The following is a 24,470-nucleotide window of genomic DNA, read 5'->3' as shown; positions in this document are numbered from 1 at the left end:
GAAAGGTTTCCCCCGAGAAAACTCACTGCCCGAACTTAGGCTCGCAGGTCAGGTTGACGCCGAGGCGCTTGAAGATGCGCTCGTCCACCGAGCTGAGTATTACCGTGGAGTGTACCTCACAGCCGCGGAGCTTCTCCAGCTGGTCGATCGCCTTCTTCGCGTTCTCATCGGTGTTCGCACAGATGGACAGCGCGATGAGCGTTTCGTCCGTATGTATCCTCGGGTTGTTGTTTCCGAGATGGTTTATCTTCAGATCCTCGATAGGCTCGATGACCTCGGGCGACATCAGCAGCACGCTGTCGTCGATGTTGCCGAAATATTTCAGCGCGTTCAGTATCAGCGCCGAGCACGCACCCAGCAGCTCCGAAGTGCGTCCCGTCAGGATAGTTCCGTCGGGAAGCTCCATCGCGGCGGCAGGTTCGCCCGTCTGCTCTTCCTTCGCCAGCGCGGCAGATACCACTTTCCTGTCCTCGGTGGAAACGCCTGCCTGATTCATCAGCAGCTCCAGCTTGTAAACGTCATCGTCCGAAGCGGTGCCCTTCTTCTTGTCGCAGAGGGTCGCGTAGTAGCGGCGTACTATTTCTTCCTTCGCGGCCTCGCATACAGCCTCGTCGTCGAAGATGCAGTTGCCTGCCATGTTCACGCCCATGTCTGTAGGCGACTTGTAGGGCGACTCGCCGAGGATGCGCTTGAACATCGAGTTCAGCACGGGGAATATCTCAACGTCGCGGTTGTAGTTGACGGTGGTCTTGCCGTAAGCCTCCAGATGGAACGGGTCGATCATGTTCACGTCCGAAAGGTCGGCGGTGGCAGCCTCATAAGCAAGGTTCACGGGGTGCTTGAGTGGGATGTTCCATATCGGGAAGGTCTCGAACTTGGCGTAGCCTGCGTTGAGTCCGCGCTCATGCTCGTGGTAGAGCTGCGAAAGGCAGGTCGCCATCTTGCCGCTTCCGGGGCCGGGGGCGGTGATTACCACCAGCCTGCGCGAAGTCTCGATGTAGTCGTTCTTTCCGAAACCGTCCTTGCTCATGATGCGGCTGAGGTTCGAGGGGTAGCCCTCTATCTTGTAGTGGTGGTATACCTTTATACCCAGCGATTCAAGACGCTTCTGGAACGCATCCACCGAACGCTGACCCTCGTACTGCGTCAGCACCACCGAGCTGACATACAGCCCGATCTTCGAGAAGATGTGGTACAGTCTGATAACGTCCTCGTCGTAGGTGATGCCGAGGTCGCGTCTTATCTTGCTGTTTTCAATGTGCGAAGCGTTGATGACGATGACTATCTCCGCGTCGTCGCTCAGCTGCATCAGCATCCTGAGCTTGCTGTCAGGCTCGAATCCGGGCAGTACGCGTGAAGCGTGGTAGTCGTCGTACAGCTTGCCGCCGAACTCCAGGTAGAGCTTGTCTCCGAAATTTGCTATTCTCTCTCTGATGTGTTCGGACTGCATTTTAAGATATTTCTCATTGTCAAAGCCAACTTTTCCGCTGCTCATAGTGAAACTTCCTTTCTGTCACAATACAACATACACGGTTATTATAACACGTTTTTTTTCGTTTGTCAATCGCAGCCGAAAACTGTATTTCTGCGGAAGACAGTGTGTTTATGCGCATATCCGCAGGGTTTATGACGGCAAAAACAGATAGTTCATCAAAATTTTTCCTGCGTGTAAAAAAACTCTGCCGCTGCAAATCACACGCCTGCACGTACTTTCGGCAGACGTTCTGCGTATTGTCCAAAATTGGAGCGAAAGTTTATAAAAACCTTATGCAATATCTCGTGCAAAAAAACGGCTGCGTGACTTGACATATCTCGGAAAAAGTGGTATACTTGTTGTGTACTCTGCAAATACACTTGTACGTTGGAGGTGGACGAGCATTGGAAAGGTCATCGGGACTGGTCATTGTTGATGAGGCTGTACTGCCCGAGGTCATAGTTAAGGTGCTCCGCGCAAAGGAGCTCAGAGCCGCTTCACAGCAGATGTCCTCCTCGGAGGCGTGCAGGATAGTCGGCATTTCACGCAGCGCTTATTATAAATATAAGGACAGCGTGTTCAGATATGAGGAACAGTCACAGGAGAATATCCTCTCTCTCGGACTTCTCCTCCGAGACAGACAGGGAGTGCTCTCGGCAGTTATCTCTCAGCTGTACGAACAGGGCTTCAATATCATCAAGATAAACCAGAACGCTCCAGTGGATTCGGTGGCTTCGGTCTCTATCTCCGTCAGACGCGACGGAATGTGCCCCGACGGCACCCTCAGAGAAAACCTCAGCCGCATAGACGGCGTCCTCGAAGTTCAGCTCACTGTGGGCTACTGACGCTTCTTGCGTGCGGAACTCTTTGGGGAGTTTGGAGTTCTTCTCTTCAATAGTTTGCCCCTTGCCAAAAAGACGTTCGATGGTGTTTAACGCCTTATTTGAAATTATTCGTCAGGTGGTATCTCTTGAAATGGTTACAGTCAAACGTATCCTACACATCCACATGACGACAATATCAAAAGTCTTTGGAAGGGGGGCTGGGGGAGAACCTTTCTTCAGAAAGGTTTCCCCCGGTCAAGACCCGCACTCACAGAAGTCGTGGGCGGAATCGGTATGTTATTATTTGTTACATATACAGAAAGGTAAGGAAATATATGAAAAACGTAGCAGTATTGGGATACGGTGTTGTAGGTTCGGGAACGGTCGAGCTGTTTGAGAAGAACAGGGAGTCGATCTGCAAGAAAGTCGGCAGGGACTGTGATATCAAGTATATCGTTGACCTGCGTGATTTCCCCGGAGACAAGTTCGAGAGCCTTCTTGAGAAGGACTTCAACAAAGTTCTTGAGGACGACGAGATCGAAGTCGTAGCCGAGGTCATCGGCGGCATCAACCCTGCGTATCAGTTCACAAAGGCGGCGCTCGAAAAAGGCAAGAGCGTAGTCACCTCTAACAAGGAGCTGGTAGCCGCAAAGGGTGCTGAGCTTCTCAAGGTAGCTCACGACCACAACGTCAACTACCTCTTCGAGGCGAGCGTTGGCGGCGGCATCCCGATAATCCGTCCGCTGAACAAGTGCCTTGCAGGCAACACCATCGAGCAGATCAGCGGTATCCTCAACGGCACCACCAACTTCATCCTCAACAAGATGATAAAAGACCAGATGGACTTTGATTCGGCTCTCAAGCTCGCACAGGAGCTGGGTTATGCCGAGAAAGACCCCACCGCAGACATCGAGGGTCATGACGCCTGCCGAAAGATCTGCATCCTCGCTTCGCTGGCTTACGGCAAGCACGTTTACCCCGAGTTCGTTCACTGCTCGGGCATCAGCCACATCACTCCCGAGGACGTTGCATACGCCGAGAATGCAGGCTGTGCCATCAAGCTGATCGGTTCCGCAAAGCCTGTCGAGGACGGCAGGATCACCGCTATCGTTTGCCCGAGACTGGTAAACAAGACCAATCTTCTCGCGGCTGTTGACGGCGTTTACAACGCTATCTCGGTAACGGGCGACGGCGTCGGCGACGTTATGTTCTACGGCAGAGGCGCAGGCAAGCTGCCTACCGCATCGGCTGTTGTAGGCGACATCATCGACTGCCTGAAGCACAAGGACCGTTCGGTAATGATCTCCTGGGAGGACTGCACCGACAAGAGCTACGTGGTAAGATACAAGACCGCCGAGAACTCCATGTACGTGCGCATCAATGCGGAGAACGCAGACGAGCTCAAGCCCGCGCTGTCCGAGCTGTTCGGAAAGCTCACCTATCTTGAGAGAACGAACCGTCCCTCGAACGAGCTTGCGTTCATCACCCCGACCATGGTCGAGAGCGTCATCGACGAAAAGCTCGCCGAGCTCTCCCACTCCGCAGACATCATGACAAAGATCAGACTTCTGTAAATAACACCACTATCCGCACGCAGTGCCAAATGCGTGCGGATAGTACTATAAACAGATAAGAAATAAGAGATAAGAGCTTCATGCACTTTCTTTTATCCCTTATCTAAAAATGAGGTTAACATATATGAAGGGCTATAGAATAACATTCATCCGTCACGGTGCTACTCAGGGCAACGTTGACGGTAAGTATATAGGCGTCACCGACCTGCCGCTCAGCGCGGAGGGTGCGGCGGTGCTGTATGAGAAAGTCGAGGAGGCAGGCTATCCGAGCTTTCAGAAGGTCTACCTCTCGCCGCTGAAAAGGTGCTTGCAGACCGCGTACATCATGGCGCAGAACGCACCTATGGTGGAGATACCCGAACTCGTCGAGATGGACTTCGGCGACTTCGAGGAAAAAACTCCCGCCGAACTCAAAGACCTGCCCGAGTATAAGAAATTCTTACAGGGCGGTCTCGACAATCCGCCGCCTAACGGCGAGAGCGCACGTCAGGTGGTGACACGCTGCTTCAAGGCGATGGCGAAGATAATCGAGGACATGATGGAGGAAGGTCTGACCAACGTCGCGGTGGTGACTCACAGCGGCATCATCATGAACCTGATGGCGTGCTTCGGACTTCCGAAAAGAAGCCCCATGGAATACGCCTGCGACTTCGGCGAGGGCTTCGAGGTGCTGGTGACGGCACAGCTGTGGCAGCGCTCGGGGGCGTTCGAGATAATAGGTTCGTGGCCGCCCGTGTACGAGGAACAGAGAGGCGAATACTTCATCGACCGAGAGAACGAGGAAAATGACTAAACAGGTAAAAAAAGTCCAGAGGGCACCCGCACCAAAGCCCAGGACAAACAGGGAAATACGTCTGGATGCGCTGAGGAAGATAATCAATTCTTCGGATATAGCGGCGATAAGCACGGTGTACTTTTTCTCCGCGGTGTCGTTCATATTCATTATCGAAGCGCTGATAATCAACTCCGCAAAGCTGTTAGGACTGACAGGCTACAAGCCCTTCGAGCTGGATTATTACAAGTCCCTCTCGACGGGTCTGCTGCTCATGATAACGAGGGCGGCGGTGTATCATGTGATGCTGGTAGCGGTGTCGTATCTTGTGCGGAGATACTACATTAACGTGACCGAAAACGCCAACGAGGTCGCGAGGTATATGTCGCGGCACAGCAGAAGGCTTTTCATCCCCAGCATAAAGTGCGGTCTGAAACTGACCCTCTTCAAGCTGATGCTGAGCGTTCCGCTGGGGCTCGGGATATACGGTATAGTGCATTTTTACCACAAGGGCATGACAGGCAGCATACACATGGCAGGACTTGTGATGTTCATGCTGTGCATCGGTTTCTCGATAGTGTGGGCAGGTGCGATGCTGCATTATTTCGTATCGCTGTCGCTTTTCAAGTACATCGTCGAGCTGAATCCGCGTGTCAACTTCTTTGACGCCTGCGACCTTTCGGTAAAGCTCATGGAAGGCAGACACAGACGCGTGTTCTTCTTCATGGTCTCGCTGGTGCCGTATGCACTTCTGTGCGTGTTCATCTATCCTGCGGCGGTCATCTTCCCCTACTTCACCGAGTGCAGGATGCTCCTCGCGAAGGACATCATGGGCGAATACTGGCAGGACAAGCTCCCCGCTATGGCAAAACGCTGGGAAAAGCAGCAGGCAAGGGAAACTTATTCGGATCTGAGATAATAGACAAAAGATAAGGGAAAAGGTGTCCGTACCGCGGACGGATCTGATCCATCGCCGTGGGCGATACCTTTTCTCTTATCTGTTTTTTTCGGGGGTGTTTTTTATGCGTGAGAGCATTCTTACGATTCCAGTAAATGAGATATTCGAGAAGAAGTGCGGATGTCCCGTATGTGCGATGCGTGACGAGTTAGAGCAGCACGCGGTGGAGTACATCATGGGTGCGGCGATGATGGAGCCCGATGTGCGCATCGAGACCAACAAGACGGGTTTTTGCAAGGAACATTTCGAGCAGATGCGAAGCTGCAAGAACAGGCTCTCGCTGGCGCTGATGTTACAGACGCATTTGCAGGAGTTACAGAAGAACGTATTCAACGACAAAGGATTTTTCGAGACGAAGGATTCAAAGAACCGCAAGACGACGGAGCGGGTAGCGCGGATAGTGAATGATTGCTTTGTGTGCAACAAGATAGAGTGGGCATTCACGCGGTGGCTGACGAATATGTTTGATCTGTACAGGAACGAGAGGGAGTTCAGGGAGTTATTCAGGGAGCAGGAGTATCTGTGTCTGCCGCACTATCGTACTTTGATGCGGAGGTCTGAGGAGATGGACAAGGGGTACAAGAACGAGTTTCGTGAGAGTTGTACGGAGTTGGTGAAGGGGTATCTGAACGAGTTGGAGAAGGATATTTCGCACTATTGCAAGATGTATGATTACAGAAACACGGGCAAAGATGCAGACTGGGGCAATTCAAAAGACTCGATAGAGCGAGCGATAAAGTTTCTGACGACGAGATAAGCCAACGTCCCGTGTTCGTTTGATTTTTTCAGATTGGAGTTTGGTATGGATAGTTATGAACGCCACAAAAGAATATGGCGTATCCTCTATGGGATGCTGGGACCCATCGTCCGCAGAATGTTCGGACTCTCCTGCGATGTCCCCGAGATCGACGGTACTGTCCTGCTAATCTCTAATCACGTTACCGCCTGGGACCCCATCCTCGTGGGTCTCAGCCTTCACAAAAAACAAGTCTACTACGCGGCCAGCGAACACCTCTTCCGCTTGGGTCTGCTGACTAAATTTATTGTCTGGGCGGCTGACCCTGTCCCTCGCCGTAAGGCGGCTTCGGGCGTCGATACGGTCATAAAATGCCGCCGCCACCTCGATCAGGGTCACTCCGTCTGCATCTTCGCAGAGGGCGAACAAAGCTGGGATGGTCTCAGTATCGACGTTTTTTCCGCAACAGGTAAACTCGCGAAAGGCTCGGGCGTGACCCTCGCAACTATGCGCATCGAGGGCGGTTACCTTAGCTGCCCCCGATGGAGTAAGACCGTCAGACGCGGAAAAGTTCACTGCCGCCTTGTCGGACTGTACTCTGCCGAACAGCTGAAAACCATGAAGCCCCGCGAGATAACCGCGCAGATAAACCGCGATATTTTTGAAAACGCATGGGAACGTCAGTCGGCAGAACCTGTCGAATACCGCGGACGTCGGCTCGCAGAAGGTCTCGAACGGATGCTCTACCTCTGCCCCGAATGCCGAAAGATCGGCGGTCTGCACACAAAAGGCGACCGCATCCGCTGTACCTGCGGCATGGAACGCCGATACCTCACGACGGGTCTCTTCTCGCCTTCCGCTCCCTTCTCGCAGCTGTACGAATGGGACATCTGGGAGCGCGAACGTCTCAAAGAACGCGATTTCGTACACGATGAACTGCTCTTCTCCGACAGCGGTCTGACGCTCGTCAGGCTCGGCGGCGAACACGAGGAAACTCTCATCGCTAAGGGCGAGATGCGCCAGTACGAGGACAGACTGGAATTTGCGGAACACACGTTCCCGATGGACGACATAAAAGACATGGCACTCGTGCTCACAAACAGGCTCCTGTTCAGCATAGCCGACAACTACTACGAGGTCCGCACCAAAGGCACCGCCAACCTCCGAAAATACCACGAATTCCGCCTTTGCAGGTGAGCTTTGGGGCAGAGAGTGCGGGTCTTATCGGGGAGTTTGATAGAAAACGCTGAAAAGGCGCGTATCTGAATTTTTGGGCAAAGGGGGAAGGCCGAATGGATTATTCTTCGGGGAATCAGGGGCTTTGGGAGCTCGTTATTCAGCTGGGACTTATTGCTTTTGCGATAATGCTGGCGTATCTGGTCAGACAGCGGTTCGCAGTAATAAGGAAAAGTCTGATGCCCGTGGCGGTGATGGCAGGGTTCATGCTGCTGGGGGCGAGGTATCTGGGAGTCGTCAGCATCGACACGGAGCTGATGGAGAAGCTGGTGTACCACGGCATCGCGCTGGGTTTCATCGCGATGAGTCTCCGCGTGCCGACGAAGAGCGCAGGGGACGCGGAGCGGCTCACGGGGCTCAGGTCGGGAGCGGTCATCGTCAGCTCGTACATGGTGCAGGGCATCGTGGGGCTCATCGTGTCCATCGCGCTTAGCTGCACAGTGATGCCCGACCTTTTCAAGGCATCGGGGCTGCTGCTCCCGATGGGCTACGGTCAGGGACCCGGGCAGGCGAACAATGTGGGCACGACCTACGAATCGCTGGGTTTTGAAGGCGGTCGGAGCTTCGGGCTCGCGATAGCTGCCGCAGGGTATCTTGCTGCCTGCACGGCAGGAGTCGTCATCATGAACATCTGGGTCAGGAGCGGCAGGATAAGTTCGCGGCGTACCGCCGCCGAGAAGAAGCCCGACGTTGATTTTTTTCAGGGCGAGAACGAGATACCTGTCTCGGACTCTATCGACAAACTCTCGATGCAGCTTGCGATGGTGCTGCCCGTATACTTGCTGACCTATCTTGCGGCCTGCGGCATCACGAAGGGGCTCGCGGCGGTATCCGAGGGCGCAGCGGCGTCGTTAAGTCCGCTGATATGGGGATTCAATTTCATCATCGGTTCGGCGATAGCGATGATGGTGAGAGCGGTAATGGAGAAGCTGCGTGGGCAGGGCGTCATCCGTCGGCAGTATCAGAACAACTATCTTCTGAACAGGATATCGGGATTTTTCTTTGACATAATGATAACAGCGGGCATAGCGTCGATACACATTGAGGACATTCGTGGGCTGTGGCTGCCGTTCATTCTGATGGCGGTATTAGGCGGAGCCGTAACGTTTTTGCATTTATGGGCGGTATGCAGGAGAGCGTATCCCGAGTATTTTCATGAGGGATTCATCTCGATGTTCGGGATGATGACAGGTACGATAAGTTCGGGGGTATTGTTGTTAAGGGAGATAGACCCCGAGCTTTCGACGCCTGCCGCGGGCAATCTGATAACGGGCAGCAGTATGGGGATACTGTTAGGCTCACCTGTATTGATATTAGTAAGTATAGCGCCGCGGTCAGACGGGATGTGTATGATATGTCTTGGTGCAGTAGCGGCATATTATGCGATATTGATGTTAGTGATATTCAAAGCAGGCAGAAAGAAACAATAACGCTCACCTTAAACTAAAAAGGGAATTTTGGAATGATACACGATAATATTCGACCTCTCGCAAAACTTGTTGACGCTTCTAAGGATTTTCCTTCGGGTGACGGCGTCATCAGAGTGCTTAAAAATATTGACCTCGAAATATTTCCCGATGAATTCGTCGTCGTGCTCGGTGAGTCGGGCTGCGGTAAAACTACTCTCATGAATATCATCGGCGGCATGGATCAGCTTACCGATGGTAAACTATTCTTTGAGGATAAGGACTTCTCTCACCCCCCCGAAAAGGAACTTACCGCTTACCGCCGCCGCTCTGTCGGCTTCGTGTTTCAGGACTATAACCTTATGCCGAACCTTACCGCTCTCGAAAATGTTCAGTTTATCGCTGAACTTGCCGATGACCCTATGGACGCTCACGAGGCTATTGAAAAGGTGCGGCTCACTGACCGCGCCGATCATTACCCGGGTCAGCTCTCGGGCGGTCAGCAGCAGAGAGTCTCTATCGCAAGGGCGATAGTCAAACGTCCGAAACTGATCCTCGCTGATGAACCTACCGCCGCCCTCGACCATAACACCGCTATCGAAGTCCTCCGCACTTTTGAGGAGATAGTCAGGGGTCAGGGCACTACCGTTATGATGGTGACCCATAACGCTGAGATAGCCCGAATGGCTGACCGTGTCGTCAGACTCAGAGACGGCAGGATAGACTCCGTCAGCGATAATCCGCATCCGCTCCGCGCGGAAGAACTGGTCTGGTGACGCTATGAGACCTACTCAGCTCAAAGACGCTATCAGAAATATCCGCAGACACCGCGTTTCTTACCTGTCGGTCATAGTTATCGCTTTCCTCGGGGCGGCGGCTTTCCTCGGTATCGATTATGCAGGCTGCGCCCTCAGAAGAAACTGCTCGCGGATGTATAACGACGCAAACTACCGCGATATCGAGATAGTCTCCACCCTTGCCCTCACCGAAGAGGATATCGACGCTGTCTGGCAGACCGACGGCGTCAGCGACGTGGAACAGGTGTGGCAGACAAAGGCGAAGGTCTCGTCGGGTCAGGTCAGACAGGACGCCGACGTCATCTCGCTCACCGAACGGATAAACCGTCCGCAGGTCACAGACGGCAGACTCCCGAGGAAACGCCTCGAATGTGCCGTCGAACAGCGGCTCGCCGAACAGATGGACTGGCATATCGGCGACAATATCGAGCTTTGCGGTGCGGACGGCGGTACTGCCGCGTACCTGAAAAGCAGCGGCTATACCGTCACGGGGTTCGTCAGCCACCCCGACCACACCAACCTGAACGTCCCCGATACGCTGTACGTCATGGTGCTGCCCGAAGCTTTCGACATCGACGGGATATACGACTGCTGCATGAAAGCCGAGGTCACCATCGACAGGAAGGCGGCGCCCGACCGTTTCGGGAAAAGGTACGGCAGGGAAGTGGCTGAGGTCTGCGGACGGCTTGAGACCCTCGGCAAAGAACGCTCGGCGATACTCGACGAGATATACCGCGAGAATTTCGCGGACGAGGACTACGACACCGAACCGCGCTGGTTCGTCCTCGACGGTCACGGCAACGCCTGCTTCGTGCAGCTGATATACGGCAGCGGCAACCTGTTCAGCATGGAATCCACCTTTGCACTGCTGTTCATCGTGGTGGGGGCGCTGGTGATATACGCTTCGATAACGCGGATGGTGGACGAACAGCGCACCGTCGTGGGAACGGCAAAAGCCCTCGGACTGACCGCAGGCGAGATAGCCGCGAAATACCTGCTCTACGGTGTCTCGGCGACCCTTATCGGGCTGACCGCAGGCATCCTGACGGCGCGTTTCGGGATGGAGAAGTTCATCCTGCACACCTACGACCGCTACTACACCTTCGACATCACCGCACCGATGACGGCGGTCAGACCCACGGTGACGGTGCTGACGGCAGGGCTGATGCTCGCGGCTGCCGCGTCGCTTTTCTCGTGCAGGAAGCTGATGCAGCTCCCCGCGACCGAGCTCATGCGTGCGAAAGTTCCGCAGAAACATCTGTGCCCGAAAGGGAAGAGCAGGCATCTGCTGTCTCTCCGCACGCGGCTGATACTCACGAACATCCGCCGCGACCTTGGACGTGTCATCGTGACGGTCGCCTGTGTGGCGGGGTGCTGTTCGCTTGTGGTGATAGGGTTCACCCTGAAATCCGCGGTGGACGGTTCGCCCGAAAAGCAGTACGGCACGATAGTTGACTACGACCTTCGGGTGAGGTTCGACACCGACACCTGCCCGGGCGCTGCCGACAGCATCGCGGAAGTTCTGGACAGGGCAGGCGCGGAGCACACGGCGCTGTACTCGACTTTCGTGACCTACCGCATCACCAACATCCAGACGGCGGAGCTGATCTGCACCGACATCGGCGAGTTCGGGGAGATGTTCCATATGCGCGGCATCGATACGGGCGAGCCGATAGTTCCCACGGAGGAGGGCGTATTCATCCAGAAGCGGCTTGCCGAGGAGTACGGTCTCAGCGAGGGGAGCGAGTTCGGGATAACCGTCGGCGGAAAGAAAGAGTGTACGGTCAAAGTAGCAGGGATATTCGACAACTACATCGGCAGACCGATGGTAATGAGCGAGGAGTATTACGAGAAGCTGACGGGCAGGAAGTATCTGCCGAACGAATATGCGGTGAAGCTGAACGGTGCGGACGAGGGCGAGCTGATTTCGGCGCTGAGTCAGGTGAGCGGTTTCGAGAGTGCAAAGGCATCGGACGCAGACAGAGCGATATTCGAGGCATCGACATCGGCGGTGACGGTCATTGTGATACTATTCATTCTGATGTCAGCGGTAATGGCGGGGTTTGTGCTGTTGAACCTGACGGTCAGCGACATCCTTCACAAGAAGACGGAGCTGACGGTAATGCGCATCAACGGTTTCACGATACGGGAAGTCAGGGGGTATGTACTGCGGGAGGCGGCGATGACGAGGGTCATCGGGATGATCGCGGGTATCATATTCGGTTCGGTGACAGCGTACAGGATAGAGCGTTCGATGGAGCAGCCGTTTGTCCAGTTTGACAGGGGGATAAGTCTGACGGCGTGGATCGCGGGCATAGGGATAACGATAATATTCACGGTATTGATAGACGTGATAGCGTTAAGACCGATAAAAAATCTGAAGTTAAGCGAACTGAATAAGATATAAAAAAGCCCCGAGCACACCTCGGGGCTATATTTATCCGCATCCCGTGTTCGGCCGGGGCAGAAAAAGTTTGTCTGGATTATCTGTATTCTTCTCTCTTCTCTTTTGCTGCTTCTACAAGATTTTTCAGACTCGGTATCGTTTCCTCATTCCCTCTCGTCTTTAATCCACAGTCGGGATTGACCCATAACTTCTCTATCTCTATCCTGTCGGTCATCTTCCCTATGGCTGCTTTTATCTCTTCTTTTGAGGGTACTCTCGGTGAATGTATGTCATATACTCCAGGTCCTGCTTCCGTGCGGAAATCGTTCGCTTTCAGTACATCCAGTATCGTCAGATCCGAACGCGATGCTTCAAATGTGATGACGTCCGCATCCATGTCGTCTATCTCCTTGATGATGTCCGCAAACTCGCTGTAACACATATGTGTATGTATCTGCGTCTCGGGCTTCACTCCGCTGTGTACATACCTGAACGCAGGTATCGCCCAGTTCAGATAGTCCTCTCTCCAGTCCGCACGCCTCAGCGGCAGCTTCTCCCTTAACGCTGCTTCGTCGACCTGTATGATGCTGATGCCGTTCGCTTCAAGATCAAGTACTTCTTCTCTGATAGCAAGCGCTATCTGGAACGCACTCTCTTTCAGCGTGATGTCCTCCCTCGGGAATGACCAGTTCAGTATGGTGACAGGTCCCGTCAGCATTCCCTTCATCGGCTTGTCCGTCAGACTCTGTGCATACTTTGACCACCTTACCGTCATCGGCTTCGCACGGGAAATGTCTCCCCAGATCACAGGCGGCTTTACACAGCGCGTGCCGTAAGACTGTACCCATGCTTTCTCCGTGAAGATGTAGCCGTCAAGACACTCGCCGAAATACTCCACCATGTCGTTGCGCTCGAACTCGCCGTGTACAAGTACGTCGAGCCCTATCTCTTCCTGTAACGCCACACACTCCGCGATCTTCTTCTCGATGAAAGCCTCGTAATCCTTCTCGCTCAGCTCCCTCTTGCGGAACGCCGAACGGTTCGCCTTTACGTCGGCAGTCTGCGGGAACGAGCCTATCGTCGTGGTCGGGAAAAGCGGCAGCCCGAAACGCGCCTTCTGTATCTTCTCACGCTCCGCAAACTCGGGCAGACGAACGAAATCGCTCTCGGTCAGCGCCGCTACCTTGTCCCTTACAGCACTGTTCGCGGCTATCCTCTGACCGCTGTGGAGCGCGGCGTTGCGGCTGTAGGCTTCCGTCGAGGTGGGGTCGTCGGACGCGAGTATCTTTTTAAGCTCGGCAAGCTCGGTCAGCTTCTCCTTCGCGTAGGCGAAATGCTCCTTCACACTGTCGGGCAGCTTCTTCTCGTTTTCGAGGGTGCAGGGAACGTGCAGCAGCGAGCAGGAAGTGTTCAGCACGATGTCCGCCGCATACTTTTTCAGTTCGAGAACGGTGTTTACGGTGACGGCGTAGTTGTTCCTCCAGATGTTCTTGCCGTTGACCACTCCCGCGAACAGTACCTTGTCCTTCGGGAAACCGTGGGCGCGGACGAGTTCGAGCGACTTCTTGCCCTCGACGAAGTCAAGACCGATGCCGTCAAGGTCCAGTCCGCACAGCTCGGTGTAGCAGTCGCGCACGTCGCCGAAATAGGTCTGTACCAGTACCTTTACGCCGCCCTTCGCCGCGAGTATCTTCTTGTAGAGGGAGACAAAGAGCGCGGTATCCTCGGCGGTCATATCGGTGACGAGAGAGGGCTCGTCTATCTGCACCCACTCCGCGCCCAGCTCCCCGAACCTGCGGAGCAGTGCAGCGTAGGCTTCGGCAGCCGCATCTGCCACATCGGCGGCAGTCTTTCTGCCCGTGAATCTCGCCAGCTTGAGGAAGGTGTACACGCCGATGACCACGGGACGGGTCCTGACGCCGTTGTCAAGAGCCTCGCTGAAAAGGTCAAAGGGTCTTGTGCCGCTGAGGCGTATCTCGGTGCTGTCCTCTATCTCGGGGACGATGTAGTGATAGTTGGTATTGAACCATTTTTTCATGGCGAGAGCCTTAACGTCGCCGTTTTCGTCCTGATGACCTCTCGCGGCGGCGAAGTATGTGTCAAGCTCCGAAAGTCCGAGGGCGGTGTACCTTTCGGGAACAGCGTTCAGCAGGAAAGCCGTGTCCAGCACCCCGTCGTAGAACGAGAAATCCCCCGACGGGATAAAGTCGAGACCGCTGTTTTTCTGCAATCCAAGGTTGTAGTTACGTATCATTTTAGCGGTCGTCTGCAAGTCTGCGGCAGAGAGCGCATTCTTGAAATAACGCTCGCTGGCAAATTTGAGCTCACGAAGCTCGCCTATTCTCGGATAACCGATGATCGATGTTTTCATTTCCTATTCCTCCAGTATGTTTAGTTGGTATTATCATTATAACATACTTCTCGGAAATGTGTTAATACTAATTTTTCATGCGCCGTCATAGCTAAAAGCTATGTCAGGATCGCGGAACAGGTCGGAAATGTACTGCCGTTTGCCCGTAAAGTGCTGATCCTGCTTTACTTTTGCTGATTTTTGTGGTATAATGGGGTCGAAAAGTGTTTCTGTTTCTATATATCCATCAATATAAAGGAGAACATATGATACAAGATATTTCACCAAGCAGACTTGATAACAGTTTCAGACCCGTCACACCCGAACCCGACGACTTCATCCTGCACTTCGACCCCGAAGGCAGACTTCTCACCTGCGGAACAGGTCAGGAACTCACTTTCCCAAGCTGTGCCGCCGACCCTTCCGCCATCTACCTCTTCTCGGTCGATGAACAGCGCTACTTCCTCTCGCGCATGACCGCCCCCGAAGCCCCCGAAGGCGCATCCTACCGCACCGTCCGCGAACTCCGCGATAATTTCAGCGGCAAGGAGCTCTACGCCGCCTTCACCGCCTTCCACCTGTGGAAATGGTACTCCGACAACCGCTTCTGCGGAAAATGCGGCGCGGAACTTGTCCCCGACAGCTCCGAGCGTGCCCTCGCCTGTCCTCTCTGCGGCGGAAAGATATATCCGCGCATCAACCCTGCCGTCATCGTCGGGGTCACCAACGGCGACAGGATACTCATCACCCGCTACCGACGCGGCTACGCCCACAACGCCCTCGTGGCAGGCTTCACCGAGATAGGCGAGACCCTCGAACAGACCGTCGAGCGCGAGGTCATGGAAGAAACGGGCGTGAGGGTGAAAAACATCCGCTACTATAAGTCTCAGCCCTGGGGCATGGCTCAGGATATCCTGGTGGGATTTTTCTGCGACGCTGACGGCGGCGAGATACACATGGACGAAAACGAGCTGAAATACGCCGAATGGGTCTGCCGCCCCGACATCGTCCTACAGCCCTACGACCTCAGTCTCACCAACGAAATGATGAAAGTCTTTCGCGACGGGCTGATCTGATAACCACACTTTACCATTATCTGCACAGACAGCGGAAGTCCTTACGGGGGACTTCCGCTTTTTTGCGTGCGTGAAATTTTAATCTTCGGTTAATGTTCGGCGATTGTACGGTTAAGGATGCGCCGCTGGGGAACTTTCGACGAAGTTGACGCTATGACAGTCCCCGAGGTGTTCGGGCTGATAAGAGATACCGCCGCTTCCGACGAGGAGTACGAAGCCGGAAGTGCGCAGTACCTCATCAGAAACGTCTACGATCAGGCGATGGAGTTTGACGGTAATGCGCAGGTCTTTTCCGAGATACTCGCTCGGTGCGGCGATATAGACCGCGCGGAAAACATCCGCGAACTCATGGCGCTCTGGAAGGAGCTCTACCGTTCCTACGGCGCGGAGATGCCCTTCGTGCCCCTCGTGAGACAGGACTATTTCAAGGCAGGTAAGTACGCGCTGATGATAGAACAGAGCCGCGGGATGTGCGGCAGCGCGTACGAGGACATCGCCGACAGCGACGACGCCTGCATCAGCATGAAAAACTACATCAGGGATATGCTCATGGCGATGGGCGACGGCAAGGACATCGCCGACAGCAGGGCTTCCGACGCGGTGCGGCTCGCACTGGAGACAGCCCACGCCACCGATTTTTCGGCAGGCAAGGCGGCGAACCCCCTTCGCGGCCTTCGACTTCGTCAGCGAGGATGAGCTGAACGGCATCTTCTCAAACCTCGGCGAGAACGTGATAAAGCTGTTCTTCGGGCTGGACGGGAACCCATACGGCGGCTGGTACGTCAAAGACAGGGGACAGCTCGAAAAGATAAACGAACTGCTCACCGATGACAACCTCGCACAGTGGAAGACCATCCTCACCGCCGAGCTGGTGACTTCACAGATAGATTTTCTCAGCACCGAGTCGGACAGCCTTTCGGCTTACGGCAGCAGCGACGAAAAGGAATACGCCGTCTGCATGAAGATAGCCTCGAAGCTGTTCTATGACGAGCTCAGCGACCTCTACACCGAGAAGTACTACACCCCCGAGACCGACAGCGCCGTCAGGGAAATGTGCGATACTCTCAGGGACAGCTACCGTGAGCTCATCGGTTCGGCTGACTGGCTGACCGAGGACGGACGCGCGGCGCTGCTCAGAAAGCTCGAAAATATGCAGTTCATCCTTCCTCATACCACCGCCGTGAACGACCCTTCCCGTGCGGCTCTCATCAGGGAAAGCTACCCGAAAACGCTCCGCGCCATCCGCGAACGCGCCTACGACGACAACGCGAAGAACATCGGCGCGGCGTTCGATATGACCCGACCGGGTCTGGCAGCCTATGAAGTCAACGCCCGCTAAAACCCCAACAATACCGTGATGGTCACGGCGGCGATAATGCACGCCCCCTTCTTCGACCCGAACGCCGATATTGGAACGAACCTCGGCGGTCTGGGCAGCGTGATAGGCCACGAGATGGGTCACGGCTTCGACACGACCTGCATGGACTACAACGAAAACGGCGAGTACGACCCCGACTGGCTCTGCGAAGCCGACCGAAAGGCGTTTGCAGAGCGTGCCGAAAAGACTCAGAAGTATTATTCAGGCTACACCGTCCTCGACATCTACCACGTTGACGGCGTAAAGACGAGCGGCGAGAATTTCGCGGACCTGGGTTCGCTGGAGTGCCTTGTGAACATCCTGAAGGACGACAGCGTTCAGCTGAAAAAAAGCTTTGAGAATTACGCGCTGGTCATGTCCGAGATGATGACAGACAGCTCCGCGATAGAAGCTATCAGCACCGATGAACACAGCCCCGATAAGGTCAGGGTCAACGCCCTGATGTCGAGCTGCGACAAGTTCTATGAGCTGTACGGCGTGAAAGAGGGGGACGGTATGTACCGCGCCCCCGAGGAAAGGGTAAGCAGGTGGTAAAATGAGCCTTATAATAAAACACACACTCGAAAGTATGCGCGCCCACAAGATGCGGACATTCCTGCTGCTGTTCTGTGTCAGCGTATGCAGTCTGGCGGCGATGCTCTGCTTCGATATGTCGGGTTCGCTGGAGAACTCGATAAAGGCGCAGACTGCGGGTTCTGTGGGCAGTGCGGACATCATCGTCAGCGCCGCCTACGACCTTGACGACGGCTTCGCAGAGGGCATCCCCGAAAGCACCGTACTGAAGATAGGCACGGGCTCCACCGTTTTCACGCGGCACATCGAGGGCACCTATGATATGCTCACTCAGAAAACGTGCAGCATCAGCGGCGTGGACATCGAAAGCGCAAAGCAGATGGGCGTCCTGCCGAAGGAGACGGAGATAGGCGCAAGACAGGCGGCGGTCAGCAGGGACTTCGCTGAGGAGTTCGGCTACAGCGTCGGCGACACGATAACATTGTACAGCGACAAGAAACAGCCGATGGACTTCACTGTGTGTGCGCTCTGCGGCGACTCGTCGGGGCTGTTCAGCTCGGGCGACACGATAGTCATCAGCCGCGAGTCCATGTCGGAGCTTTACGGCGGCAGAGCAGTCGGCACAAGGCTCGCCTACATCGACCTTGCGGACGACAGCAAGACCGACAGCGCGGTCAGCACACTCGAAGCTAATTCCCCCGCTGTGAACGTCCGCGCGGTGTTCGATAACGAACAGACCAGGTCGATGATAGAGAACATCACCCGCATATTCACCCTGCTGTTCGCGGTGTGCCTGCTGCTGGTTGTGTTCGTGACGGTATCGGCTTCCCAGAGGATGATAACCGAGAAGATGCCCGTCATCGGCACCTTCCGCAGTCTCGGCATCCCGTCAAGGCTGACCTACACCGCCCTGCTGGGTGAGAACATCGCCTACGGACTGCTGGGCTCGGTGATAGGCATCGGGATATACGCGGCAGTGAGACCCGCTATCTACCGCTCACAGACAGGCTCTGCGGAAAACGCAGGCAGCATGAGCATCGGCGCGGTGGCAGGAGTGGTCATCTTCTGCGTGCTGCTCGAATGCCTCTGCCCGATAAAGGAGATACTCGCGGCGGTAAAGACTTCCATCCGCGACATCATCTTCTCCAACAAGGACACAAGCTACAGGCACGGCAGGGTATCCACGGCAGCAGGCATCATCCTTGCGCTGACCGCCGCCGTGACCGCCTTCTTTTCAAAGAACTTCTTCGCAGGTCTGATATGCTTTGTCAGCACGGCAGTGGGAGCGGCGCTTCTGTTCCCCTACTTCCTGCGATTCGTGTCGGGACTGCTCATGAAGGCATTTGACAGGAGCGGCAGACCCGTCGCAAGGCTCGCGGCTGTGGAGGTACGCGAGAAGAAAAGCACGGTGGGCAGCTCGGTGCTCTGCTTCACGGCGGCTGCGGTCTGCATCGTCGTGTACAGCTTCGCTTCGTCCTTCAGCAGCTTCTACTCTCACGAGAAAAACTCCGCCGACCTGAACGTTACCCTCAGCGGCAGCGCCGAAAAAGAATACTTCTCCTACATCGGCGACATCGAGGGCGTGAGCAAGGTGGAATACTCCTACTTCTGCAACGACACCCTCGAAATAAACGGAAAAACGGCAGACTTCGTACCGATATACGGCTGGAAAGAGGGCGGCTACGAGCTTTTCGGCGGCGTTGCGAACATCCCCGACGACCTCTCTGACGGCGAGCTGATGCTCGGAAGCGGACTTGCCCGCAAGCTCGGTCTGAGCGCAGGCGATACCGCCGAGATGACCTTCAGGACAGAGGGCTTCATGCCCGTGACAAAGACCCTGACGGTCAGAGGTACAGACCTCAGCGACTACGAGAACACCGTCGGCACCACCGTCGTCATCTCGGAGGGGCTCTACAAAGAGATTTACGGCGACACCCCCATGAACATCTTCATCAGCTGCTCCGACCCCGAAGAGGTCAGAACGGTGATAAAGACTCACTCGGCTGACATGGTCACCGATGTGCAGACCCGTGACGAATACAGCGAATCGGTACGTCAGGACAGCGCGTCCATCATGGTCATCATCGACGCGATAATCGCGCTGGCACTCGGCGTGACATTCATCGGCGTGGTCAGCAACTGCCTTATCGGCTTCGAGGGAAGAAAGCGCGAGTGCGCGGTGCTGATGTCAACATCCCTCACCCGCGAAAAGCTGTCGGCAATGTTCTTCATCGAGAGCGCGATAGCTTCGGGAGCGGCACTGTTAGCCGCCGTACCGCTCCATGTCTTTATGTACCGTATCTTCACGAACGTCCTTGACGGACTCATGATCTCGACACCCGTACACATCAGCGCCATTGGCTGTGCGGTACTTACGATACTCATGTGGGCGGTGTTCACCCTTTCGGCAGCGTTCCCTGTGAAGGCGCTGAAAAAGATGAACATAGCGGCTCAGCTCAAATACGAATAACGGAGGAATTATCCATGAACAGTCTGATAGAAGTAACGAACGTAAGCAAGACATTCGGCAAGGGCGGCGCCGCCGCGAAAGTCCTTGACAACGTATCCCTCGAAGTAAAGCAGGGCGAATTCGTATCGCTGATGGGCGCTTCGGGCAGCGGCAAGTCAACTCTTCTGTACCTCATCGGCGGACTCGACAGAGATTTCGAGGGCAGCATAAAAGTTTGCAGCAAGGACATCACCAAGCTGAAAGAGCGCGAGCTTTCAAAGCTGCGGCTTGAGACCATAGGCTTCATCTTTCAGTTCTACAATCTTGTGCAGAATCTGAGCGTCGAGGACAACATCCTTCTGCCCGAGCTGTCGAAGGGCAGGAGCCGTGCCGAGCTGAAAAAAGACCTTGACGAGATACTTGAGATAACGGGGCTTTCGGACAAGCGCAAGTCGATGCCGAACGAGCTTTCGGGCGGTCAGCAGCAGAGGACGGCGATAGCGAGGGCGGTGATAGCGTCGCCGCAGCTGATACTTGCGGACGAAGCCACGGGAAATCTCGATTCGGTGTCGGGTTCGGAGATAATGGATCTGTTTTCGAGGATAAATAAAGAGAAGAACATCACGATCCTGCAAGTTACGCATTCGGAGGAGTGTGCCGCATACGGTACGCGCACGATAAGACTGGCAAACGGACAGATAAAATAACACACAAACGCGGATAGCCATAAAGAAGTTCTGCCCCCGAGCGTTGAAAGTCGCTCAGGGGCAGAACGTTTATTCGCTGCCAAGATAACAGAATTTGTCCTCGGGCGGACGGCTCAATGCCCTCGCATTCTCATTTGACAAAAACTAAAGTTTGTGTAGCTCGGGGGCATCAAAAGTGCAGATAGACGCTATTTTATCTCATGACAGCCCCGAGCCGCACAAACTTTAGTCTCTTACAAACTTATGTGCGAGGGCATTGGTGCAGGGGTCACTGCCCCTGCAAGTTACGATTTATCTTAATAATGATCCTATCCCAAAAACCTGACTCTGTCAGATCAAACGTTAAGAGCCTTCTATACCGCGCTCCGCAGCTGTATCTGTTCCCTCAAAATCTCTTGACGAACAGCCTGAATTCATCATCCATAAACGCCGCAAGCGGCCCTCTTGACGTGTACCTCCACGGCGAGATCTCTTCGCCTGCAAAGTCGAGCCGAATGTCTTCGGGCTCCGAAAGACTTCCGCCGATAATCCGCTCTCTCGCAAACAGCCCGTGCATCCGATAGCCTTTGTCAAAAATAACGCTCTGCCCGTCGGACGGCAGGATGAACATACACGAACCGTCTATATCGGGCTGATATACCTTCTCACTTTTCAGGTCGGTGCAGATAAGCTCGAAATCCGTGTAGTAGTAATACCAGAGCTTCTCCGCATCGTCGATGTTCACGGCATAGCAGTCGCAGATGTTGCTGTCCGCTTCCCATTCGACGCTGCCGTCCCTGCCCCACACGACAAGTCCGCTCGCACCGAGCGGCTCGACCCAGCCGTAGTTGCCGAAAACGCCTTCGTCAAAATAGCTTGTGATGATCCTGCCGTCCGAAAGCACGATGACGTCGCTTATGCCGTCGCCCAGACAATACTGCCTGATGATGTTCCCGCGCTCACCGAACACTGCCGCATTGTTCTCGCCTGCGCCGTTCCTGAAATAACACCTCGAAGCAACGAGCAGCAGTCCGTCGCCTGCGGGCTGGACAAAGTGATAGTTCATCTCCTGCGTGCCGAGATCGCAGAAATGCTCCCCGACAACGGTCTCACTGTCCCAGTCGATGTCCAGCGTGATGACGCAGAACCTGCTGTCCGACTTTGTCGGCACGAACATACCGTTTATCCGCTGAGGTATCTTTTCGTTGAACAGAAAATACAGCCGCCTGTCAGCTCCTATCTGCATATTCACATACGCATCCCGTCCGCAGCCGTACCTGTTAAATATTTCTCCTAAGTCTATGGATTTTGAAAACAAACTCATATGATCTGTCCTTTCCGATACGACGAGTTTGGGCTGTGGTTACACTATGACAGCACCGCGCCGCAGATATGATATCATTATAACACATTATGAACTTCGGGTCAATGTTTTACAAGTGTGTGAGCAGAAAAATTCGTTCCTGCAATAGGCTGCTGTTTGTGAGAACAAAGTGAGCAGACCGTTCAAAGTGCTTGACTTCTATACAAAAAAATGATATAATTAATACGTGTGATATTTTTCATTTTTTGTTTAAAAAGCGCTGTTTTTGGGAGAGTTATTATGAAAGAACTAAAAAACAAACTTCTGCCGATCGGAGTATTTGCAGCATCGTTCTTGCTGATATGGATCTTTTCAGCCTTCGACGCGGAAGCTTTCCTGATAGATGATAACCGAACACAATGGATCTATGTGATCGACAGAGCCTACGGCGATCTCTTCAGGACAGGTAAGATGCCTGTCTATGATTTTTTTCAATTGAAGGGATTCAAAGTGGCTGACCCCGGCTACTACAGCATCATGAATCCGCTCATGCTTGTTTCGTATGCAGTCACGCATTTTACACCGCTCAGTCTGTCTACGCTTACGTTCTATAGCTTTATTATGTACAGCTTCGGAAATATGGTCTTTTTCAAGCTGTGTCAGCTGCTGGGACGCAATGTCGGCGAATGTACCATGTTTACCGCCGCATATTCGGTAATGACGGTGTGCTTCGGTGTGAGCTACTGGTATTACAGCTTCAATAATTACCTGTTCATTCCGCTTCTGATATATGTACTTTTGAAAACGAAAGGGAAACGAACGGAATATTTCGGCTGCGGGATAGTGCTGGCTTTTGAACTGCTCTGCGGAAATGTGCAGTTTACCTGCTACCACTATATGCTCTATGGCATCATCAGCTTGCTGATGATCGTATTTAAAAACCGTCGGCAGATCGGCGTCTTTTTTTCAAATATCATTGTTGCGGGAGTTCTCTCGGCACCGTTTCTGATTATGATGCTGAGAGTATCAGGCTCCTTTTACAATGATGAATTTCTTAGCGGAGCGTCACCTGTATTAGAAATGGTCATAGGTTCTTTTCTTCCTACAGGTATCCTGAGCTATTTTGGAATCAATCTGCCGTTTGAAGGCGATATTCACGGCAGAGAAGATCAGACCTGGCTGTTTAACGGCGGCTTTTCAGCCTTCTGGCTTTCCGTGCTGATAAGTGCGGTAATTTGGTACGATAAAAACAGACCCTCGGATCAGGGCAAGGACAAAAGCCGCGGCTCGGTGAAAAAATCGAATGCCGAGTTCATTTCGAGAGTGAAGAAAGCATATCACAGTATCTGCGCCGATCCGAAAAAACAGCTGGTCGCTGAACTGGCAGTCAGTCTGTTGTTCTTCACCTCTTTTGCAAACGGCGATATCGTTGCGCATATTTTGTCCGTTATGCCTGTGATAAAGGGCTTTAGATTTCTCTTTAAGGTGATCCTGATCGTGGGTCCTGTCTTCGCAATACTGACCGTTGCGTCCGTACCGCTTATAAATGAAAAATTCCTTCGCCGTGCCAGACTCGTGTGCTGTGTATTTATTGCTATCGGTGCGGTAAATGTGTTTTTTGCAAACATTGTGGTCAAGGATTATTTTACCAGTGAAGGAAGTATTGCTTACACCGAGGAAAAAGAATATGGACAGCAGTTCATTGACAAAATAAACTGGGATACAGGTCTTTACCGCTACGCTACTTATATGCAGTACAGTTCGATTACACCCGAGACATACCTTTCTCACAGCGGCTTTATCAGAAATTTTGCGACTTCCATCGGAGCGTATTCGTTGTCTGCCTATGAGATCGCAGCCGATCCCGAACATCTTGAACAGATCGATATGCTGTATAATAAGGATGCTTATGCTACCAGAATGATAAATGCCGGAGATATGGCTTATCTGCTCAGCGGAACAAGACATAATCAGGAAGAGTTTGCAGAGTCGCTGAAAAACAACGCTGTAAAATATCTGATTATCCAGAAGGCTTTCGAGGTCACTGAAGATCTAACGGATTATGCCACTTCCGATGTCGTCGAGGCGCTCGGAGGGGTCGATGGGATAAGCGTTGCCGAAGTGATATCCGTTAACGATTATTTCGATGCGATCGTGCTTGACGGAGTTGACAGTCTCTGTACAGACGGAGAAAATGCAGCAGAGCTGTCCTGCATCAGAATGGACACCCTGAGCTTTGCAGCAGAGGAGGGCAGGGATTATACGCTTTCTTTTGCGTATAATAAAGGTCTCACTGCTTATCTTGATGACGAGAGCCAGCCTCTTGAGGTCACGGGAAATGATTTCGGAAACACCGTTATCAGCATCCCGCAGGGAAAAAGCGGAACTGTATATTTGACGTATAAGGATAGCTTATGCATGATAGGCTTTGTATTTGAGGGCGTTATTACAGTATTATTTGTTGCCCTTTGCATAATGCTTGTTCCCGAAAGGAACAAGAAAAATTAATCCCGTTTTGTCAGGCAGAAAAATAATAAGAACGATGATTTTGA

19 protein-coding genes are annotated in these 24,470 nt (G+C 53.5%); 16 read left to right on the top strand and 3 right to left on the bottom strand.

The window, feature by feature from the left end:
* Positions 1-22: 22 nt before the first annotated feature.
* Positions 23-1,495 (bottom strand): DUF1846 domain-containing protein, encoded by a 1,473-nt coding sequence (locus BT142_RS00515; protein ID WP_072416249.1) that lies wholly within the window; start codon positions 1,493-1,495, stop codon positions 23-25.
* A 383-nt stretch (positions 1,496-1,878) separates the two neighbouring features.
* On the opposite strand from BT142_RS00515, the gene BT142_RS00510 reads away from it, so the two are divergent.
* The 9 genes from BT142_RS00510 (at position 1,879) to BT142_RS00470 (ending at position 12,184) form a co-directional block, all read left to right on the top strand.
* On the top strand, positions 1,879-2,319 hold the full coding sequence (locus BT142_RS00510) for an amino acid-binding protein (protein WP_072416248.1): 441 nt from the start codon (positions 1,879-1,881) through the stop codon (positions 2,317-2,319).
* Positions 2,320-2,633: 314 nt separating this feature from the next.
* Positions 2,634-3,872, top strand: coding sequence for a homoserine dehydrogenase (locus BT142_RS00505; RefSeq protein ID WP_072416247.1), 1,239 nt, complete (start codon positions 2,634-2,636; stop codon positions 3,870-3,872).
* A gap of 124 nt (positions 3,873-3,996) precedes the next feature.
* On the top strand, positions 3,997-4,665 hold the full coding sequence (locus BT142_RS00500; RefSeq protein WP_072416246.1) for a histidine phosphatase family protein: 669 nt from the start codon (positions 3,997-3,999) through the stop codon (positions 4,663-4,665).
* A complete protein-coding gene (locus BT142_RS00495; RefSeq protein WP_072416245.1) occupies positions 4,658-5,563 on the top strand; it encodes a hypothetical protein in 906 nt (301 codons plus the stop codon). The genes BT142_RS00500 and BT142_RS00495 overlap by 8 nt, the downstream gene beginning before the upstream one ends.
* A 103-nt stretch (positions 5,564-5,666) precedes the next feature.
* Entirely contained in the window at positions 5,667-6,359 is a 693-nt protein-coding gene (locus BT142_RS00490; protein WP_072416244.1) for a DUF6062 family protein, read from the top strand.
* A gap of 45 nt (positions 6,360-6,404) precedes the next feature.
* Positions 6,405-7,535, top strand: coding sequence for a lysophospholipid acyltransferase family protein (locus tag BT142_RS00485; protein WP_084659250.1), 1,131 nt, complete (start codon positions 6,405-6,407; stop codon positions 7,533-7,535).
* Positions 7,536-7,630: 95 nt separating this feature from the next.
* The gene (locus BT142_RS00480; RefSeq protein ID WP_072416242.1) at positions 7,631-9,004 is read left to right on the top strand and encodes a sodium/glutamate symporter family protein; all 1,374 of its coding nucleotides are present in this window, start codon (positions 7,631-7,633) and stop codon (positions 9,002-9,004) included.
* A gap of 32 nt (positions 9,005-9,036) precedes the next feature.
* Complete coding sequence (locus tag BT142_RS00475; protein WP_072416241.1) at positions 9,037-9,756, top strand: ABC transporter ATP-binding protein; 720 nt, start codon at positions 9,037-9,039, stop codon at positions 9,754-9,756.
* 4 nt (positions 9,757-9,760) lie between these two features.
* Complete coding sequence (locus tag BT142_RS00470) at positions 9,761-12,184, top strand: ABC transporter permease (protein WP_072416240.1); 2,424 nt, start codon at positions 9,761-9,763, stop codon at positions 12,182-12,184.
* Positions 12,185-12,260: 76 nt separating this feature from the next.
* Here BT142_RS00470 and metE read toward each other — a convergent pair whose 3' ends face one another.
* Complete coding sequence (gene metE / locus BT142_RS00465; protein ID WP_072416239.1) at positions 12,261-14,534, bottom strand: 5-methyltetrahydropteroyltriglutamate--homocysteine S-methyltransferase; 2,274 nt, start codon at positions 14,532-14,534, stop codon at positions 12,261-12,263.
* A 245-nt stretch (positions 14,535-14,779) separates the two neighbouring features.
* Between metE and nudC the strand changes: the two genes are divergently transcribed.
* From nudC to BT142_RS00435, 6 genes are all read left to right on the top strand, one after another.
* The gene (gene nudC, locus BT142_RS00460; protein WP_072416238.1) at positions 14,780-15,589 is read left to right on the top strand and encodes an NAD(+) diphosphatase; all 810 of its coding nucleotides are present in this window, start codon (positions 14,780-14,782) and stop codon (positions 15,587-15,589) included.
* 117 nt (positions 15,590-15,706) lie between these two features.
* On the top strand, positions 15,707-16,285 hold the full coding sequence (locus BT142_RS18605) for a hypothetical protein (protein WP_072416237.1): 579 nt from the start codon (positions 15,707-15,709) through the stop codon (positions 16,283-16,285).
* 34 nt (positions 16,286-16,319) lie between these two features.
* The gene (locus BT142_RS00450; protein ID WP_072416236.1) at positions 16,320-16,928 is read left to right on the top strand and encodes a gluzincin family metallopeptidase; all 609 of its coding nucleotides are present in this window, start codon (positions 16,320-16,322) and stop codon (positions 16,926-16,928) included.
* An 18-nt stretch (positions 16,929-16,946) separates the two neighbouring features.
* Entirely contained in the window at positions 16,947-17,501 is a 555-nt protein-coding gene (locus BT142_RS00445; protein WP_072416235.1) for a M13-type metalloendopeptidase, read from the top strand.
* 1 nt (position 17,502) lies between these two features.
* A complete protein-coding gene (locus tag BT142_RS00440; protein WP_072416234.1) occupies positions 17,503-19,950 on the top strand; it encodes an ABC transporter permease in 2,448 nt (815 codons plus the stop codon).
* 14 nt (positions 19,951-19,964) lie between these two features.
* Entirely contained in the window at positions 19,965-20,636 is a 672-nt protein-coding gene (locus BT142_RS00435; RefSeq protein WP_072416233.1) for an ABC transporter ATP-binding protein, read from the top strand.
* 385 nt (positions 20,637-21,021) lie between these two features.
* On the opposite strand, the gene BT142_RS00430 is transcribed toward BT142_RS00435, so the two are convergent.
* The gene (locus tag BT142_RS00430; RefSeq protein WP_139275787.1) at positions 21,022-21,939 is read right to left on the bottom strand and encodes a hypothetical protein; all 918 of its coding nucleotides are present in this window, start codon (positions 21,937-21,939) and stop codon (positions 21,022-21,024) included.
* Positions 21,940-22,218: 279 nt separating this feature from the next.
* Here BT142_RS00430 and BT142_RS00425 point away from each other — a divergent pair, with 279 nt between their 5' ends.
* Positions 22,219-24,426, top strand: coding sequence for a hypothetical protein (locus tag BT142_RS00425; RefSeq protein WP_072416231.1), 2,208 nt, complete (start codon positions 22,219-22,221; stop codon positions 24,424-24,426).
* Positions 24,427-24,470 lie beyond the last annotated feature (44 nt).

The organism is Ruminococcus sp. YE71 (genome assembly GCF_900119155.1).
Lineage (GTDB): Bacteria > Bacillota > Clostridia > Oscillospirales > Ruminococcaceae > YE71.
This window is presented reverse-complemented; position numbering and strand designations above follow the sequence as displayed.